We start from the raw sequence: 19,012 nt of genomic DNA on the forward strand, positions 1-19,012 counted from the left end.
AAACGTGCGCTTTTTCAAATTTCAGTCTGGAGATTCAAAACGTGGATCACAAGAATCAGAAATAATCACCATAACAATGAAACTATTGAATGTTATTGAGATCACATTAGTATCTGAATTGCATATTCGATGGCGTGACACATTGGTGATTTAATCATTACCATGCACCATCTAAAATAGATAAGCAGCTTAACGAACAATCAAACGAGAATGTCTGAATAGGCATATCACTATTGAGAAGTTAATCAGTACATTTACCATGCCTTGAGAGTGCCATTAACATGTGCATACTTAATATTGAAAAGTATTGAGAAAGCCTTCGTTTTGATAAGCCGTTTCTGATATAAATTGTATATGGTCCTACCGCCAACCTCTCCTGTTGGCGCTGAATTGCACAATTTCAGGGAGAAATAAGATGCAAGATACCCTAACTGTCGTACTAGCCGGAGGTGTCGGCTCCCGACTGTCACCCTTAACGGATGACCGCGCCAAACCCGCAGTCCCGTTTGGTGGTAAATATAGAATTATCGATTTTACGCTAACCAACTGTCTTCACTCTGGTTTGCGCCGAGTTTTGGTCCTTACGCAATATAAATCTCACTCATTGCAAAAGCACTTACGAGACGGTTGGTCTGTATTCAACCCAGAGTTAAATGAGTATATCACTGCCGTTCCGCCGCAAATGCGCAAAGGGGGCAAATGGTACGAAGGGACCGCTGATGCGCTCTTCCACAATAGCTGGCTACTGGACCGCAGTGAAGCTAAATATGTGGTTGTACTGTCTGGCGATCATATTTATCGCATGGATTATGAAGCCATGATTGAAGAACACATTGCTACAGGTGCTAACCTCACCTTGGCGTGCATGGATGTGCCCCGCTCAGAAGCCAGTGCGTTTGGGATCATTGCCGTTGATGAACAAAATATTGTGCGTTCTTTTGTCGAAAAACCAATCGATCCACCGTCTATTCCTGGCCAACCAGATCGCAGTTTAGTTTCAATGGGTATCTATGTGTTCAATATGGATGCACTACAAAATGCATTAAATAAAGATGCCGATCTTGAAAACTCTAGCCATGATTTTGGCAAAGATATTATTCCGGAATTAATTCCGAGTGAAACTGTTCACGCTTATCGATTTGGTGAAAAAGGACGCGTAAATCGCGACTGTTATTGGCGTGATGTTGGCACTATCGATTCATTTTATGCAGCCAACATGGATCTATTAGAGCCGATTCCACCAATGGATTTGTATCAAAAAGATTGGGCAATTCGTACCTACGAACCTCAATATCCACCGGCTCGTACCGTTTCTTCCGCCACAGGTAATGAAGGAATTTTTATTAATTCGATCATTGCTGGCGGAGTGATCAACTCTGGTGGTTCAGTCCAGCACAGTATCATTTCATCTAACGTGCGTATTGAAGATGGCGCGACCGTGTTAGACAGCATTTTGTTTGATGACGTGGAAGTTGGCCCAGGATGCCAGTTGCAAAACTGTATTGTCGATAAGCACGTAAAAATACCCGCCAACACAACGATTGGCTTAAATGCCAGTGAAGATGCTAAACGCTTTCATATTTCAGAGAACGGAATTGTCGTGGTTCCAGAAAGCTACACATTCTCATAGCGTAGAGAAATTAGTCACAACACAAAACCACTTACTGGCAAAGCCAATAAGTGGTTTTTAATTATCAGGAGCGAACGTGCTCATTGGGGGTTCTTTGAGTATGGCTCAACCACGTAATAAGAAAAGAGTAAACTTTCCCTTTGTTACCTTCCCCTTTTTAAAAATAGCGTACCCGATTGAAACCCTTGATTTAAACTTCAACCACCTCATTAAGCGACTTACTTGCACGTGGTGTTTGGTTAAAATGCCGTTTAAATTCACGACTAAATTGTGAAGGGCTGCTATACCCGACTAACCGAGCAGCATCGTTGACTCTCACCCCTTCGGTTTGAATCATCTGTTTGGCTTTGTTAAGTCGAACTTTTTTCAAATATTGCAGTGGTGACTCCATCGTGACATGACGAAAAGCTTGATGAAAAGCAGACACACTCATGTTTGCTTCTTGCGCTAATTCTTGCACAGTTAGTGGCTGACAAAAATCCGCATGCACTTTCGCTAACGCTTTAGCCACCCTTGCGTACTGACCATCAAAACTGGCTAACTGCTCAAACAAATGCCCTTCTTCACTGGTCAATACCCTAAATAAAATCTCTTCCAGTAACACATCACCAAGCACTTTTGCTTCAATGGGATCAAGCAAAGCAAGCATCAAGCGCTTGCAGCTATGCAACATTTTTTCATTCATCGCGACAGAGTTTACCCCACAGCGATCTTGATGCTTACGTTTAACCGTGGCCCCCAGTTCATTCATCAAACGCACTTGTTTAACGATCATGGCGTGATCAATTCGGATCGTCAGCCCCAAAATGGGCTCTTGTTGACTACCAAACGATTCACACTCCAGCGGCATAGGTACCCCAGCCACCAAATAATCATTGGGGCCGTAGGTCACTTGCTTTTCGTTACCCACCGTAATCTTTTTATGTCCCTGACCTAAAATGATAATTCCAGAGTCGTACATAAATGGCGCTTTTGCAGCGGTTAACCCACTCCGATAAAACCTCACGCCCGGAATTGCGGTATCTATAGAACCTTCCAATTGATTTAATTGGAATTTGTCAGCGTATTGTGTCATTAACTCGGCTAATTCAACCATAAATACCTCTCTGGTTATATTTTGGCTAAATCTCTCATATTCTAGAGGAATAGGCAATAAATATGGAGAAATACCCCTACTGTTTGCCAACTTATAGGACTATTATGCATATCACTTTGTTGAGCTGATTTATTTTTCTCAACATGAGCTCTTGAAATTTGATGCAAAGAACATCAATTCAGGAATAACAGCCTGAAAAGGTATTCCCCTTTTCTGGAAGCAAAAGGAGCGTCCGATGCAATTTACGTATTCAAACCCAACTCGTCTTCATTTTGGTCAAGGCCAAATCGCAGCTATCGCTAGCGAAATTCCTAAAGATAAAAAAGTCCTTGTTATCTATGGTGGCGGTTCTATCAAACGTAACGGTGTTTATGACCAAGTCGTCGCCGCTTTAAGCGAACACCAATGGCAAGAATTTGCGGGCGTTGAGCCAAACCCAACCAAAGAAACATTAGATAAAGCCGTTGCGATTGTTAAGCAAGATGATATTGAATTTATCTTAGCTGTCGGCGGTGGTTCCGTGATTGATGGTTCCAAATACGTAGCGGCTGCAGCGCACTATGAAGGTGATGGCTGGGATATTATGACTGGTCAATACAGCGTTAAATCAGCTGTGCCAATCGGTGCTATTTTAACTCTGCCAGCAACAGGCTCAGAATCAAACTCAGGCGCAGTTATCACTAAAAAAGAGACTGCGACTAAATTGCCATTCCGCTCACCAGAAGTTCAACCTCGCTTTGCGGTAATGGACCCAGACGTAATGAAAACATTACCAGAGCGCCAATTGATTAACGGTATTGTGGATGCATGGGTACATACTTGTGAGCAATACATCACAATGCCTGTTGGTGCAAAAGTTCAAGATGGCTATGCAGAAACCCTGCTCAAAACGTTGCTTGAAATCGGTCAAAACTTTGATAACCGCGATAACGACACTTGGCGTGCAAACCTAATGTGGTCGGCTAACCAAGCATTAAACGGTTTGATTGGTACTGGCGTACCGCAAGATTGGGCTACGCATATGATTGGTCATGAATTAACAGCTCTATGGCATGTTGATCACGGTCGTTCTTTGGCAATCGTTCAACCTTGGTTGCTACGTAATCAAATCGAAGCGAAACGTGCGAAGCTAGAGCAAATGGGTCGTAACGTATTTGGTTTAGAAGCCGGTGATGATTTGGCAGAACGCACTATCGAAGCGATCGAAGTGTTCTATCATTCTCTGAATGTTGATACACAGTTTGCCGATCACGGTTTAACTCATGAAGAAGCCGTTAATACTGTCGTTAAACAGCTAGATGAGCACGGTATGACTGCATTAGGTGAAAGCCAAGCGGTTACTCTAGAACGTTCTCGTGAAATTCTAGAAAAAGCATTAGCGTAATCGCGATATTTTTCGATAGGGTCATTTCTCCCTTATCGCTAACGTAAATACCAAGCACTGCCCATTTGAGGTGGTGCTTTTTTATTTTCTCATTCTTCGGTTCCTTCCCACATTTTTGCACAAAATCCATTTTGGCTCGCAAGATAGATCGATACCATCACTAAACCACCGTTTTAAATACGTTAAATTAGACATTATTCCAATATCGTTCTACGGCTTACCATAGGTTCGTCTCTCGCGATGTGTTGAAACATTAGGAACTAAACACCATGAAAAAAACCACTCGGACTTTAAGTGCGCACAAACATGTCGCGCTTGTCGCCCACGACAATTGCAAAAGTGAACTTTTACGTTGGGTAAAAGAAAACAAAGAAATTTTGCAGCAGCATTTTCTCTACGCGACAGGCACCACAGGCAGTATGCTCAGTAAAGAAACCGGACTTGCAATAAAAAGTAAAATTAGCGGGCCAATGGGCGGTGATCAGCAAATTGGTGCCATGATTGCTGAATGTAAAATTGATGTGCTCATCTTCTTTTGGGATCCGCTCAACTCTGTACCACACGACCCTGATGTTAAAGCATTACTACGTATCGCGAGTGTATGGAACATTCCAGTTGCAACTAACCGAGCTAGCGCTAAATTTATCTTCCACTCTCCACTTATTAATGAAGAAGTGGATATTGAAATCCCAGATTACCAAGATTATTTAGCCGATCGTACTTAGTAAACCCAAATGAAATCAATAGCCCGTTGCTACATATCGAGCAACGGGCTTTGTTATTTGACATATTAAGATATTTAATTGACATCTGTTTGAGGAAAAACGGACCGAAATCGAGAAATTGATTTGCATCAAATGATTTACGTCTACACTAAAGTAGTACTTGTTACTAAGAAATGTGTGGGTGGGTAGTTTGATAAGAAAAAGCCGCGACCAAAGTAATCGAATAATTATCAGGACAATGGTTAGTGCTAAACTATTAGCTTATTTAGGATTATGTCTTTGTCTATTAACAGTTTTGGGATATGCCTTTGATATTGAGTCAATCTATAGGCCTTATCCTGATGGCCCTGCGACAAACCCTCTTACCGCTATTTCAGGTTTATTAATATGTTTAGCACAAACCTATTTTAAAAGATCACTCATGAAAGCAGTTTATGCTTTTTTAATCGTTTGTTTACTGCTCCTCATCTATAGATTCCTAGAACTCACATCACTATTTCAATTAATAAACGACTTACCGGTTCACTCTTATGAACTTGTATCAGGTGAACGAAATATGATGGGAGCAAATACATTAGCGTGCTTTATGTGTTTAGTCGCGGCATTAATATCACGTGTGCGTCACAACCCCCTACTCAGCCAAGTTTTTAGCTTCTTTAGTCTACTATTCCCTTCCGTTTCAATAACAGGATATGCTTTTCACATTACCGATTTTTATGGAGAAATGTCTTTAACCACGACATGTATTGCTTACATTATGGGATTATCTGTTTTAGGTTCAACAGCAAATCGAGCTCTGTTAAAAGGGTTACTCTCTATACATATTGGTGGAAAACTTTCTAGGATTCTGATGGTTACAGGATTTTGCGTATGCTTCGGCATAGGGTTTCTTGTATCTCGTTCTCTTATAAACGTTGAAGCAGCTAAATCATTTGGCTTATACGTCAACACTATTGCTTGGTTTCTCATAATCATGATAACCATCAGTTCTCTCTTTTATGAAAAAGTGGACAAAAAGCGAAGACAAGTAGAAAAAGAGTTACAGCAGGTTTCATCAACAGATCCCCTGACCGGATTGCGTAACCGAAGAGATTTTTTCTCTTTAGCAAAGCTTGAAAAAGCCAAGCACTATCGTATGAAATATGACATGAGTGTTATTATGATCGATATCGATTTCTTTAAGAAAATTAATGACACATTTGGTCATTTAGGTGGTGACAGAGTCATACAGTTAGTCGCAAACACCCTCACATCAACTGTAAGGTCTAGTGATATTTTGTGTCGTTATGGTGGAGAAGAATTCATTGCTTTATTGCCTGGGACATCTCTCGAAGGTGCTGCTCAATTATCAGAGAAACTGAGAACTCAAATCGAACAAATAGACGTGTCTTCAACACTTCACTCTGATAATTATAAGTTAACTATATCCGCAGGTTATTCTTTAGTCTCTACCGAGGACGAAGACATCACGGAAGCAATCGATAAAGCAGATAAGGCTTTGTATCAAGCAAAACAATCTGGAAGAAATAAAACACTTCCCTTTAGTCCTAGGGTCGTTTTAGAAACATAACTGACAAAGACTTACCTAATGTCTGTGCGATTTTTAAGCCTAGTCTAAATAGTTAATATGATTCATGCAGCACTGATCGTGTTTTCGCTAACTCACCAATCAATACTTGATACCAGAGTTAATCTCTCGTGTCATTACTCGTCGCGCCACTCAAAGCCTCCGATACGTTGATAGACAGAAACGTGCTAGACCTTATTTTCTAGAACGTTTTTGTCGGATTAGGGAAAATATGCTGAAGCTTTGGTTTTGTTATGACTAACAAGCCTTGAATAAAAACATCAGGTTGTTGCTTTATAGATACTTAACACGTTCATCTAAGCACTCACTAGACCCCATTTCGAATTCGCGGCATATCCAAGGACGATTTTCATAAATTGTACACATTAGAGTGTCTCTATCTAAAGCAGCACACCAGCCATCATTTAATCGCATCATTGTTTCACCGCCATACTCATCTCGTGCAATAAATTCTTCAGGAACACCAGTGTCTGAGATGATCATCACTTCAAGACGGCAACAACAAGCTTTACAGTTTGAGCAAGATACATTTGAGGAAGGAGATGTATTGATTGGTATAGACATAAATAACTATAATTTGGTCAATTCTGCATTGTACCGTAAATTTGATGTGAAAAACTGCATTTTTGTGAATAGTGTCAGAGCTTATCGCTAGTGACACACAAATCACTCAGAAAGAATTGGACGGAAGAAGCTACGTTCATAACTCACTACGCAATCCGTTTCTTCTGCATACTTGAATGCAGCTTTACAGTTTTCGTCTGATGCTGATTCATGACGGTATTTTTCATATTCGGCTAAAGATGGAAATGAAAACAACGCCATTGCAATGTTATTCGCTCCTTCCGATGGTAAAAAATACCCATGATGTATACCACCAAACTGTTCAACGAGAGGGATCCACATACGGGCATAATATTCAAATTCAGGGATTTTCTTAGGGTCAATAACGTATCTAACGTGACAGGTGATCACTGACAGCTCCTTCTATTTTTTAGTCTACTCACATCCTGAGTATTAAATAAATTTGGTCAAAGAATCAGGAATTCAAGCTAAGCAAATGAAGTTAGTAACACCGAATGGGATAAAAACCTTTCGGCCAGAGCAGACTGAAACGAAAGTGGACATTTTTGAGTTATCGATTTCACTAAATTAGCATTTTATACATTACTTAAAGTATAGCAAAGTGCTCATTAGTGACATTTATTAGCGACTGATGATTAATTTCAATCCTAATCCTCCCATCACTGACCCAGACAAATAATCAATAAAATTTTTAAATTTTAAGTACGCTTGACGAGGGCGTGAAGCAGATAAAACTAAAGCAACAATAAGATACCATCCTGCATTACTCAAAAATGTGCAGATTGGAACCGCAATATAGAAATACATAGGTATGTTTTGCGGAAGCAGTGTTGTAAATACGCTGGCAAATACGATGGCTGTTTTTGGGTTGCTGAGTTGGGTTCCTAAACCTAATAAGTACGAACGAAATAAGGGAATGTCTTGGCATCGAGTAGCATCTATGGTCTGTAACGGAATTCGAGCTGATCTCACAATTCCAAATGCCAAAAACAAGAGGTAGCATCCGCCTGCAATTTTAAATATTAAATAGCTTACCGGAATCAGGCTAAAAATCGTTTGTAATCCGAGTAAGGCGGCAACCGATAGAACTAAAGCTCCCGTCCCCATACCTAACGCGGTAAAAATTCCATGCCGTCTTGAAAGTGAAATTGCTCGTCTGGCAACAAAGATAAAGCTGGGACCCGGACTCATAGCGCCGAGAGTAAGCGCTCCAGTGATTGCCAATATTGGCATGTATGTTTGCAAATCAATGCCCATGTGTTTCCTCACTAACTATCTATAAAAAGCCAGCTCAATGAGCAGATGATAAAATAAAAAGCGACCAGAAAGTTAACTTTATGCTTGATAGGCTTTCGCTAGTTTGTCCAAAAATTCGTGTAGCTTTTGGTTCATCTCAGCATAGTCATGATTTATTAGTACTTCAGGCTCATCAACGAAACGATAGTTTGCTGCCCCACTAAGATCATCATTTTCGATGAGCAACGCTACAACTTCTTTAGTCAATTCCATATGACACTGAAAACCAAACACTAAATCGCTATAAGCAACGATTTGACGAGGACAGCCTTCACTGTATGCAATTATTTTTGAGTCTGGTGTCAGTCCCGGCATGTCGTTGTGCCAATGGCCCACTTCCAGCACTGTGCCAAAATGGTCAAACAATGGATGGGTAATGCCGTCTTTGGTTAGCGTGATAGGGAATTTACCAATTTCACGTTCAGGGCTATGCTCATAGTGAGCACCTAACGCTTCACCAATGAGTTGAGCTCCCAAACAAATACCAAGTACGACTTTTCCTGCATTAATCGCTTTTGTTATTACCGCCTGTTCACCTTTGGCATCGAAATGAGCACATTGCTCGATAGTGGTTACAGGATCTTGTGGGCCACCCATGACAATCAGAAAATCGATATCATCTACTTTTATCGGAAGAGAGTCACCGTCATAAACTCGAGTATAAGTCGTGGTGTAACCGCGAGCTTTAGCCCAGAACTCGTAAGCTCCCGGAACTTCAAAATTTTCATGAATGATAAAGTGAACACGCATCTTTTGGCCTTTTACCTTTTGTCTCTTCTAACGATTGGCCTACGATGTTATACCAAATCCGAGTGGCGTAATTTATAATAACTGACAATTAATATAGATAAGCCGCCAATCATGCAAGCTAACGACTTAATCAGAGATTTTCCGGATAAACAATTTATAACTAAATCAACCAGCATGATCTCTGGATATATTGATGATTTTCATTCACATCCATGGCATCAAATAATCTTTCCACGTCAAGGGTTGTTACAATCAGATATTAGCGATAAAAGTGTAATAGTCCCTCACAATGGTATGCTCTTTATCCCCGCTAATACCATTCATAAATCTGTTGCGATTACAGACACACAGTTTTTAGCGATTTACCTCAACCCTAACAAACGAGTTCAGTATGGAAGTGAGCCTAAATCCTGTCAGGTAAACGCCTTCCTCAAAGAATTGATACAGCTTTTATTTCAGAACGATACGCTCTCACAGTCGGAATCCAATGTGACACATCTGTTAACGGTCTTACGAGATCAAATCGAGGCAGCGAAAAGTTATGAAATACCACTTCTCATCCCTACGGACAAACGCCTTTTATCTATTTTTCTACAGCTTAAACAGAAACCTGACTTACCGTTTACGTTAAAAGAATGGGCAAAAAAAGTCGGAGCATCTGAGCGCACATTATCCAGATTATGTGCGAAAGAGTTCTCTCAATCATTTGCTCTTTGGCGACAAAATATAAGGCTGGTTTTATCTCTGCCATTATTAAGCTCGAAAATGAGCATACAGGAAATTGCTATGGAGTTGGGGTACGCATCTGATTCATCCTATGTACAGGCTTTTAAAAAGCTGTTCAATCAAACCCCAAGAAAACACCGCACAGTAAACCTTTAAACGAGTACAGACTATTCAATATAATGGATTACACCACTTTTGGGATTATTTTTAATAAGGGAAACAAACGCGCATAAGCATGTAATCATGCTTGGACTCTAAATGATAATGGGGCAATTTCGTTCTAGATATGCAAGGTTAACCTGACACGTTGATGGACAGAAGCGTCTTAGAACTGATTCTCAATAGCGTTTCTGTCAGATTAGGAAAAGTATGTTGATGGCATAGTCTCTTGTTATGTGAATGCTTTCTCATGACTAACGTGGTGCCTATTTACAGGTAAATAACCACAGGCTTCGTAAAATTGATTCGCTTGTAGAGTATCGGTAAATAAAGTGACTTTTGTGAAATACTGAGACGCATGTTTCTCAAGAAATTCGAGCAATTCGCGTCCAACACCCAAACGACGACTGCACTTACTTACATAGAATCGACGCAACCGCGCGCAGTCATCTTGGCGATTAATACCACCGATAGCTACCAATTTACCATCGACCCTAACAGTCACAAGGGTTTCACCGTTCTTATTGAACTTATTTACTCCGCTTGCAAAATCATTTTGAAGTCGTGCTAAAAAGCGAAAACCTTCCAATTGGCTTTCAGTTATCAGAGTTTCAATATCACTTGGTAATCGTTCTACTTTCTCGATCTTCATAAATTCACATAACGACTAGCACAGCAGCACCTAGCCATTGCACTAGCGAATATTTGACTCTAAACAGCACCCGCCCAACTAAACTGTGTCTGCTGCTGCGCCTTGTTAAAAAAAGCTTTTACTGTAACCACATACCTTACAGCAACCTTTGGGTTTAAGACAGTCATGAGCGACCAACAAGTGCTGCACTCCACGGTGTAACCACAACAAAACCTTCAACATCATTAGACTTGTTTGTGGGTGATAAACCCCGCCGTCCACGAAAGTAACGAACAGCTAATTGCCACTTGATGATGCAAAGTTGGCGAATCTGTTGAATGGCGATATTAGCCTTGCGCTTAATTCAAACGGCTTGCACCAAAGAAAGCAGAAACCAGCAACAAAACGGATGCCAAAGCTGACTCGAATATCTCAGCGATTACGGAACCAAACCTATTTAATTAGCTTTGCCCTTTTTCAGCTTTTTAACAGTATCTTTTCAGCAGACATTGTCTTTATAATATTTTCAGAAAATACAGACGCCATACCTGCAACATACTGTTCTATATGTCTTATTCTTCCTTCCACTCATAAATTGCAGAACATGTCTGTATAATCAAAAGTGCTCAACTAGACTCATAATCTACCATTAAGAAAAGTAGGTCAAGAACTGACTTAAGAAAGAGGTCAAGAAGCTCGTGCTAAACGATTTTGGGGCAAAAACGTTTTAGACAGAGCAAACTGAAACGAAAGTGGACAAAACTGAATCAGTAACTTTGCCAATATATTGGAATGATGCACAAGGAACTTCACAGCTACAATAAATCAACTTAAACGATAAGACTAAGTCATAATCGATAAATCGAACCCATTTTTTCAGCCTCTGCTAACAAAGCATCAATCACTACCCGTTGTCTCGGCTTTAAATATCGTGAACGCGGCCATACAGCATGTATTGGCATTTCAGCACCTGCGTATTCATTAAGTACCGTCACTAATGCACCTGTCGCAAGGTGCTCACTAATCAACCAAGTGGGTAACTGAGCTATTCCTACTCCGTTTAAGACAGCAGATAGCATTGCGTCACCATCGCTAAAACAATACCGCCCATGAACCACCTGTGAAAAACTTTCACCATTAGTATGCCTAAACAACCATGCAGGTTGAGAGCTTCTCTGCCCGCCGACAATACAGTCATGTTCTGTCAGTTCAGTCACTAGCTTAGGAGTCCCCTTCTTTTTAAGGTATTCGGGGCTGGCACACACAACCAATCGTTGGCCCCCTAATCGTCTTGCAATTAAATCCGCATCATCTTCTAATGTACCTATGCGTACCACAAGGTCAACGCCTTCATCAATCAGATTGATACGCCTTTCACTAAATGCAATCGACAAATCGAGATTCGGGTATTTCTTAGTTAACTCCAGCAAAACTGGCATGATGTGTCTTCTTCCGAATGCTGCTGGAAGATGAACATTTAAGATTCCAGAAACCTGAACACTTCCTGCGACAACACCTTGCTCCAAGCTGTCGATTTCATCCAGTATACCAATCCAACCTTCAAAATAACGTTGGCCTTCTGGTGTTGGTGTTAAGCTGCGTGTCGTTCGATGCAGTAATTTCGTACCTAACTTTTTTTCTAACCGGGTAACACTTTTACCAACTGCAGAACCAGTAAGCCCTAAACGTTCACCAGCAGCAGTAAATGAACCCGTTCGTAGCGTTTCAACGTATTCAATAACACCAGAAAATTGAGTCTCTACAACCTTCATTATGGAACCATGGGATGCAATAAATGGAATTAGAACTGTATTATCATTTTAAAACAAGTCAATACAATATCTCCTATTAGATGAAACAACCTGACCTAGCTCACTCACTGGAGATCCACCATGTCCGATAACAATAAACGTATTAACGCCCTACTTGACCGCGAAGATATTCGAGCATTAAGACTACGTTACAGCCAGCTACTTGATAGTGGCAAAGCTGAAAAAATGGGAGAAGTCTTTACAGAAAATGCCGAAGTTAAAGTTACCGTCGGTTCAATGAAGGGTTTAACTGAAATCAAACAAAGTCTAAAAGAGGCTTACCACGCATTCGATACACAAAACCGAGCACATTTTCCTTTTGTACACGCGGTAACCAATCACGATATTACTTTAATCGACGAAAACAATGCATCTGGCAGCTGTTACCTACTGGATTTTGTTACTGATCGAGACCAATCTCAACATCCGTTTTTGCTTCTAGGACATTACGTAGATCAGTATGTTCGTGTAAATGGAGAATGGAGAATTTCGCATAGTGAATTAGATGTTTTATGGCCGGAAGAGTCTCATTAATACCCCAAATAAGAGTTCAGAAACGATGAATAAAAACATACTTTAACTACCAACCAGCTTTCAACGTGTGATTTCCGGCGATAAGCTAACTGTTGGATTATTAACGCTGTTGGAAGCTTATCCAAGCACACCGTTCCCAACGGTAAATCAATAACATAATCACTATAAAAACGGGTTAAATTGCTCTGTGCAGTATAACTTTGTTAACGACTAGTTTGAGATAACTTTTTAATAAGGGTAACTACGTATTCTTTGAGCTAGTTTTTTATAACGCTACAACTAACTTGTTCCCTCTATATTAGGAATACATCGGTCTCTACATAAGAATGCCGAGCAATATGCAACTCCCCCATCATCATATACTTCGTCATCTGAGCAATTTTGTACAAAACACGAAGTGATTTTTTGTATAAACTAAACAGTTGTCGTAGACAAGAGTGGATTATGGATAAGCAACACACCCTAAAATCGAAGGAAAGTGCAAAGTTTCACGTGGCAGATGAACTTGGTGGAATTGAGCTACTTGATGCTAAATATGAGACCCAGACTTTTTCCCGTCATAGCCATGAAGGATACACTATCGGGGTCATTGAGCGCGGCGCACAGAGTTTCTACCGTACGGGAGCAAATCACACAGCTCCGCAAGACTCTATAATTCTGGTCAATGCTGACGAAATGCATACCGGTCACTCAGCCGTGGAAGGAGGCTGGGCTTATAAAGCAATGTACCCTCTAGCAGAGCAGTTTCAGGCTATTACCCAAGAGCTTTGCAATAGCAGTTACGGGGCTCCTTACTTTCCCGATGCAGTAGTGAAAGACCCAGAACTTGCCAGTCAATTTCGTCTGGTGTTTTCTACTCTAGAAGAATCTGACAACCGCCTGCTACGAGAAACTCTGGTGTACGCGAGTTTAGTCAAGCTAATGGCACGTCATGGTAAGACCCCGCCTAAACCTGTTGAAATGTCCAAAGCTCAGAAACAATTAACTCTGGTAAAAGAATTTCTTGATGACTTTCCACAAGCCGATGTCTCATTGGAAGAACTGGCTAAATTGGCTGGTATCAGTGCATTTCATCTGGTTCGGGCATTTCAGAAACAATTTGGATTTCCCCCTCACGCATACCAAATTCAGGCTCGGCTACGCTATGCCCGCAGGCTACTCAAAGCCGGACATTCGATTTTAGATACTGCGCAGGAATGTGGCTTTCACGATCAAAGTCATCTCCACCGCCACTTTAAAAAAGCGATGGGAATTACCCCCAAGCAGTATATTCAACATTAATCCGCTACCGTCATTTTTAAGCAGCAACTTTGTACAAGTATTTTCCTCGTTACTGTGATGTCATGATTTACGCTAATTTCAGCTAAAAACCATAAATATTACGTGTTTCATATAACGTCAACAATCCAAAGCAGGATGACTTCATGAGTAGTACCGTTTTGTCGCAGCATTCTTACACTAAATCAAAATCTCGTTCCTTCTGGCAAGGTGTCATTGCCATGCTGCCGTTAAGCGTGGCTGTTTTACCTTGGGGGTTACTTGCAGGCTCATTCGCTATTGATGCCGGGTTGAATCCGTTTGAAAGCCAGGCACTATCTGCTATTTTATTTGCTGGTTCAGCGCAACTTGTCGCAACGGGTATGATCAAAACAGGTGCGGGTTTAATAACTATGTTGCTTACAACACTGTTTATTACCTCACGTCATTTTCTCTACAGTGTGTCGATGCGTAGTAAAATTAGCCCACTACCAACTCGTTGGAGACTCATACTCGGCTTTTTGTTAACCGATGAATTGTTTGCAGTGTGCGGCCAACAGAAAGAACAGCAGTTCAACCAATGGTACGCGCTCGGGGCGGGATTAAGTTTCTATCTGGTTTGGAACTTGGCGACACTCGCGGGCATTTTGGCTGGTAAGCGAATTCCCTCTTTGAACGAGTTAGGGCTGGAATTTGCTGTCGCAGCGACATTTATTGCGATTGTAGTGCCGAACATCAAAAGTTTGCCCATGATTGTTTCTGTCTTAGTAGCAATATTACTTTCCGTTAGCTTAACAGTGATCAATTTAGATGGCGGCCTTATGATCGCTAGTATTGGAGCGATGCTTGCGGGTTATGCTACCGAGCAATTGCAAGGAACTCAGTCATGATTATGTTATCTATATTCGCCATGACAGCGTTAGTTTTCATTAGCCGCTATTTATTTCTAGAACCTAAGTTGCCACTGCGTCTAAGCGCAAACGTACAACGTTTCCTAAGTTATTCTAGCCCAGCAGTGCTTACTGCAATCTGGGCACCCATTGTATTTACCCATGAAAAATCGTTGTGGCTCGATAGCTTTAACCCTTACATTTGGGCATCCTTACTCGCAGGAATTTTGGCCTGGAAAACTAAAAATGTATTACTTACAACAGTAGTTAGTATGGCGGTGTTTTTAATGCTAAATCTGGTGTTATTTAGAACTTAACAGCATGCGTCTGCATAATTTTAGATGTGATTTATGCAGAATATATGTATGAGCTAGTTCTTTTGACCATTTGAGCTTTCGTGTATTTATAGCGTTTTTCCCCACAGATTCAATCCACGTTGGTACGTTGGCTCTGTACCAGTTGATGTATATTGATGTGTCTGGTTTATTTCGACTAGTTAAAATGTTTGTCACTTCAATAAGAATCCATGTCTTGGCTATAACCAAGTGTTTCTCTAGTAATTGAGAGGGAAATTTAGAGTTAAAGCTAGCATACTTCTCGGCAATTGACTGATAGTCATGAGAATCCCCCCAGACCTCGAACTAATGGAGCTCAGTCAATAGCAGCTCCCATCCTCGATAAATCTTGTGATTTCATTACTCCCGCCCGGCAGAATACAATATGGTGTATATCCTCGTTAGATTCTACGGTATGTTCAGGTGAAAAAGACTTACTGCAACCAAGCCAATAAAGCGCTAATTAGCAATAACATGATGCCAGCAATACCTAATGAAAACGCAAAACTAATTCGGTTGTGTCGGTCTTTTGCATCGCTCTCACTGCTGACCAGTTCACGATGAGTGATTAGTAACGTTACATCTTGATTACCTGCGCTGCTGCCGTCATAAGCTAAGTACGCAATACCGATAGCAAAAACACCACAGAAAGCAACGTAATCAATTAGAGTAATTGATGCTAGATAAGGCACTAACCATCGTCCCAGAGATCCGATTAGAACAACCGCGATGAACGCATATAAAATTCCTAATATGAATGATTTCAAGATACTTCCTTTTATCTAATCGTGTCATCATCGTAATGCAGCCCTTTATTTTGCGCAACATCCTGTTTCTTAGTACTTTTCCATCAGTTAGTTGATTACACACAAGCTCGCTAATGCATTTAATTAGCGAATATCTTTCATGTCCACAAAATCCATATCGTCGAAGGTTTGGTTTTCTCCCAGCATTCCCCACACAAAGCTGTAATTTTGTGTGCCGCAGCCAGAGTGAATAGACCAACTTGGTGAGAGTACAAACTGTTTGTCGCGCACAATAATATGGCGAGTTTCTTGAGGTTCTCCCATAAAATGGAACACCACTTGATTGGGGGCAACATTGAAGTAAAGGTAGGCCTCCATACGCCTTTCATGCGTATGGGCTGGCATGGTATTCCACACGCTGCCAGGTTTGAGATGAGTCACGCCCAGGCAAAGTTGGCACGTTGGCAGCACATCAGGGTGAAGATATTGAGTGATCGTCCGAGCGTTGGCATTTTCTGTTGTACCAAGCTCAACATAACGGGCCTGTTCACGGGTAATAATTCTGGATGGATAACAATGGTGAGCAGGTGCGCTTAAACAATATAGGAGCGCAGGGTCTGACTGTTCTAATGACGAAAACTCAACATCCTGTTCTCCCATGCTCAGATACAGCGCATCTAAATAGTTCAAACTGTATTCTTGAACTGCTGTTTTCACTTTGGCTGGACCACCAAGGTTCACTAATCCCAGTTCACGACGCTGAAGAAAATACTCCACACCAAACGCTTTGGTATCGACAAAATCATTAAGTTTGAGTGTCATACTATTCGGCACCACTCCCATGGCCACAATTCGGTCAATGTGGCTATAAACCAAAGTAATGTCATCACGTTGAAATAAGTCTTCGGTAAGAAATTCTGACCGTAGGCGATCGGTATCGTATGTTTTAGCATCCAATGGATTGCTGTTGTAATTGGTATGCATGAGCTTCTCCTTATATTGGAGCCAGACTAGCACTCATACAAATTTGAGCAATATCATTTGGATACGCAAAAACAAATTTGTGACAAATAGAATCATTTTTATTGAAACGTCGTTTATATTTTTGATCGAGCGTAATATGACAGCGGAAACTATTCGTCTAACTCTATAGTGACAACCATAGATTGACCGGACGTGAACCGCTTTAGACCAGCATCGATTTTACCTAGGTGAATCAGGCCATTTGCATGACCGAAATCGCGGTAGAAAATCACCATATTACCCCAAGGCGCATAATAAGCGATATCGCCAGCTCGCGCTGAAGTGCCTGACGGCGCGCCTTCTCGAGTCAATTTTTCTGGAAGATAGGCGATTTTTTCGGTACTCGCGTAATCTTCTAGCTCAAATGACAACGGTAATTGACGCACAAAATCCCGAGTGGTCGGCGTGTCATTGAGTGTTGCATGGATTGTTTGATCGTCAAAAACAAAACGAATTTTCATCGGTGAACTCCCTAAATTAGAATGGCTATCTGCTAGTGCGCTTTGAGCTGTACCAGTGATAGAAAAAGCAAACAGCAACGAACACAATAAGCCTGATGCTCGGCGGTAACACTTCGTCAACTTGGATGGCGTATACCGTCTTGGTACATCATATTGGGGCTGTTTCTTGGTATTGTTCATGAATAACTCCTACCCTCATCAGCAAGACGTTAGCAGGCTTTAATCCCTGCTTTGAAACGATGTAACCCATCCATGAGTAAAGCTCGTGGACACGCCATATTCAGACGTAAAAACCCTTCCCCATCCGCGCCAAACACAGAACCTGGGCTAAGAATCAGATGTGCTTCGTGTTCGAGTTTGTCAACCAATTTGTTAGAACTCATGCCTAATGAACGGCAATCAATCCATGCTAGGTAAGTCGCTTCTTGCTTGGTGAGCGTGACTTGAGGGATCTCTTTTGCAATGAACGCTTGAGTGATTTGGTAATTACCGTACAGATACGTAAGCAGCTCATCGAACCACTTTTCGCTATCTCGATAAGCAGCAATCAATGCTTCGATACCAAACGGGTTCACATCGCACACTTCATGAATATTTAATGTTTTATTAACACGCACACGCAATTCAGGATTCGGCACAATAATGTTGGCGATTTGCAGACCGGCAATGTTGAAAGACTTACTTGGCGCATGGCACGTCACACTGTTCGCCGCAAATTCAGGGCCTAACGCCGCAAAAGGCTGATGATGGTGTTCTGGGAACACCAAGTCACAGTGAATTTCATCACTGATCACTTTTACGCCATGGGAAAAACAAATAGCACCAATTTTACGCAATTCGGCTTCAGTCCAAGCTCGTCCCACAGGGTTATGCGGATTACAGAGTATCAATACGGTATTGTTTGGGTCTTGAGCTTTTTGCTCAAGATCCTCAAAGTCAACTTCATAATAACCATCGCGGTTAATTAACGTATTTTCAACGACTTGACAGCCCATATTACGAATGGAGCTAAAGAAGCAGTTGTAAACCGGAGTCTGCACGATCACACCATTACCTGATAAGGTTAATGCTTTAATTGCCGCAGAGACAGCCGGAACCACTCCGGAGGTATAGAGCACCCAATCACGTTCAATCGCAAAGTCATACCGACGCTCAAACCAACCCATTAACGCTTGGTAATACAAACTAGGCACCTTGGTGTAACCAAAAATACCATGCTGAACACGATGTGTTAGTGCATCAATAATGGCCGGAGCTGTTGGAAAGTCCATGTCAGCCACCCACATAGGTAGACTGTCTTTATCCAGTGAACGATCCCATTTGTAACAGCCACTGCCTCGGCGAGAAGTAATTTGGTCAAAATCGTATTGCGCCATGACGTTGTC

General features: G+C 41.3%; 20 protein-coding genes. 9 read left to right on the plus strand and 11 right to left on the minus strand.

Annotated elements, in window-relative coordinates:
- Nucleotides 1–415 precede the first annotated feature (415 nt).
- Entirely contained in the window at nt 416–1,630 is a 1,215-nt protein-coding gene (gene glgC, locus F9817_RS07205) for a glucose-1-phosphate adenylyltransferase (RefSeq protein WP_161154285.1), read from the plus strand.
- A 190-nt stretch (nt 1,631–1,820) separates the two neighbouring features.
- Here glgC and F9817_RS07210 read toward each other — a convergent pair whose 3' ends face one another.
- The gene (locus tag F9817_RS07210; RefSeq protein WP_161154286.1) at nt 1,821–2,726 is read right to left on the minus strand and encodes an AraC family transcriptional regulator; all 906 of its coding nucleotides are present in this window, start codon (nt 2,724–2,726) and stop codon (nt 1,821–1,823) included.
- Nucleotides 2,727–2,961: 235 nt separating this feature from the next.
- On the opposite strand from F9817_RS07210, the gene F9817_RS07215 reads away from it, so the two are divergent.
- The 3 genes from F9817_RS07215 (at nt 2,962) to F9817_RS07225 (ending at nt 6,405) form a co-directional block, all read left to right on the plus strand.
- Nucleotides 2,962–4,110, plus strand: coding sequence for an iron-containing alcohol dehydrogenase (locus tag F9817_RS07215; RefSeq protein WP_161154287.1), 1,149 nt, complete (start codon nt 2,962–2,964; stop codon nt 4,108–4,110).
- Nucleotides 4,111–4,379: 269 nt separating this feature from the next.
- Entirely contained in the window at nt 4,380–4,835 is a 456-nt protein-coding gene (locus F9817_RS07220; RefSeq protein ID WP_161154288.1) for a methylglyoxal synthase, read from the plus strand.
- A 421-nt stretch (nt 4,836–5,256) separates the two neighbouring features.
- Entirely contained in the window at nt 5,257–6,405 is a 1,149-nt protein-coding gene (locus F9817_RS07225) for a GGDEF domain-containing protein (RefSeq protein ID WP_161154289.1), read from the plus strand.
- A gap of 291 nt (nt 6,406–6,696) precedes the next feature.
- Here the strand turns inward: F9817_RS07225 and F9817_RS07230 are convergent, their stop codons facing one another.
- From F9817_RS07230 to F9817_RS07245, 4 genes are all read right to left on the minus strand, one after another.
- Entirely contained in the window at nt 6,697–6,987 is a 291-nt protein-coding gene (locus F9817_RS07230; RefSeq protein WP_161154290.1) for a YkgJ family cysteine cluster protein, read from the minus strand.
- Between the two features lie 102 nt (nt 6,988–7,089).
- A complete protein-coding gene (locus tag F9817_RS07235; RefSeq protein WP_161154291.1) occupies nt 7,090–7,398 on the minus strand; it encodes an NIPSNAP family protein in 309 nt (102 codons plus the stop codon).
- Nucleotides 7,399–7,629: 231 nt separating this feature from the next.
- On the minus strand, nt 7,630–8,265 hold the full coding sequence (locus F9817_RS07240; protein WP_161154292.1) for a LysE family translocator: 636 nt from the start codon (nt 8,263–8,265) through the stop codon (nt 7,630–7,632).
- A gap of 78 nt (nt 8,266–8,343) precedes the next feature.
- Nucleotides 8,344–9,054: a type 1 glutamine amidotransferase gene (locus tag F9817_RS07245; RefSeq protein ID WP_161154293.1), complete on the minus strand. Its 711-nt coding sequence runs from the start codon at nt 9,052–9,054 to the stop codon at nt 8,344–8,346.
- A 111-nt stretch (nt 9,055–9,165) separates the two neighbouring features.
- On the opposite strand from F9817_RS07245, the gene F9817_RS07250 reads away from it, so the two are divergent.
- A complete protein-coding gene (locus tag F9817_RS07250) occupies nt 9,166–9,936 on the plus strand; it encodes a helix-turn-helix transcriptional regulator (RefSeq protein ID WP_161154294.1) in 771 nt (256 codons plus the stop codon).
- 235 nt (nt 9,937–10,171) lie between these two features.
- Here the strand turns inward: F9817_RS07250 and F9817_RS07255 are convergent, their stop codons facing one another.
- Both F9817_RS07255 and F9817_RS07260 read right to left on the minus strand, forming a co-directional pair.
- Nucleotides 10,172–10,591, minus strand: coding sequence for a GNAT family N-acetyltransferase (locus F9817_RS07255; protein WP_161154295.1), 420 nt, complete (start codon nt 10,589–10,591; stop codon nt 10,172–10,174).
- Nucleotides 10,592–11,418: 827 nt separating this feature from the next.
- A complete protein-coding gene (locus F9817_RS07260) occupies nt 11,419–12,342 on the minus strand; it encodes a LysR family transcriptional regulator (protein ID WP_161154296.1) in 924 nt (307 codons plus the stop codon).
- Nucleotides 12,343–12,462: 120 nt separating this feature from the next.
- Here F9817_RS07260 and F9817_RS07265 point away from each other — a divergent pair, with 120 nt between their 5' ends.
- From F9817_RS07265 to F9817_RS07280, 4 genes are all read left to right on the plus strand, one after another.
- Nucleotides 12,463–12,915, plus strand: coding sequence for a nuclear transport factor 2 family protein (locus tag F9817_RS07265; protein WP_161154297.1), 453 nt, complete (start codon nt 12,463–12,465; stop codon nt 12,913–12,915).
- Nucleotides 12,916–13,359: 444 nt separating this feature from the next.
- Nucleotides 13,360–14,196: an AraC family transcriptional regulator gene (locus F9817_RS07270; RefSeq protein WP_161154298.1), complete on the plus strand. Its 837-nt coding sequence runs from the start codon at nt 13,360–13,362 to the stop codon at nt 14,194–14,196.
- Between the two features lie 143 nt (nt 14,197–14,339).
- Nucleotides 14,340–15,062 carry an AzlC family ABC transporter permease gene (locus F9817_RS07275; RefSeq protein ID WP_161154299.1) on the plus strand — a complete coding sequence of 241 codons (723 nt, stop codon included), beginning with the start codon at nt 14,340–14,342 and terminating at the stop codon, nt 15,060–15,062.
- Complete coding sequence (locus F9817_RS07280) at nt 15,059–15,379, plus strand: AzlD domain-containing protein (protein WP_161154300.1); 321 nt, start codon at nt 15,059–15,061, stop codon at nt 15,377–15,379. Before F9817_RS07275 ends, F9817_RS07280 begins: the two co-directional genes overlap by 4 nt.
- Before the next feature lie 452 nt (nt 15,380–15,831).
- On the opposite strand, the gene F9817_RS07285 is transcribed toward F9817_RS07280, so the two are convergent.
- From F9817_RS07285 to F9817_RS07300, 4 genes are all read right to left on the minus strand, one after another.
- Complete coding sequence (locus F9817_RS07285) at nt 15,832–16,164, minus strand: hypothetical protein (RefSeq protein WP_161154301.1); 333 nt, start codon at nt 16,162–16,164, stop codon at nt 15,832–15,834.
- 123 nt (nt 16,165–16,287) lie between these two features.
- Nucleotides 16,288–17,127 carry a 5-dehydro-4-deoxy-D-glucuronate isomerase gene (gene kduI / locus F9817_RS07290; RefSeq protein WP_161154302.1) on the minus strand — a complete coding sequence of 280 codons (840 nt, stop codon included), beginning with the start codon at nt 17,125–17,127 and terminating at the stop codon, nt 16,288–16,290.
- A gap of 149 nt (nt 17,128–17,276) precedes the next feature.
- A complete protein-coding gene (locus F9817_RS07295) occupies nt 17,277–17,807 on the minus strand; it encodes a cyclophilin-like fold protein (RefSeq protein ID WP_237476200.1) in 531 nt (176 codons plus the stop codon).
- A 29-nt stretch (nt 17,808–17,836) separates the two neighbouring features.
- Nucleotides 17,837–19,003 (minus strand): MalY/PatB family protein, encoded by a 1,167-nt coding sequence (locus F9817_RS07300; protein WP_161154303.1) that lies wholly within the window; start codon nt 19,001–19,003, stop codon nt 17,837–17,839.
- Between the last annotated feature and the right edge of the window lie 9 nt (nt 19,004–19,012).

The organism is Vibrio eleionomae, from assembly GCF_009874545.1.
GTDB lineage: Bacteria > Pseudomonadota > Gammaproteobacteria > Enterobacterales > Vibrionaceae > Vibrio > Vibrio nitrifigilis.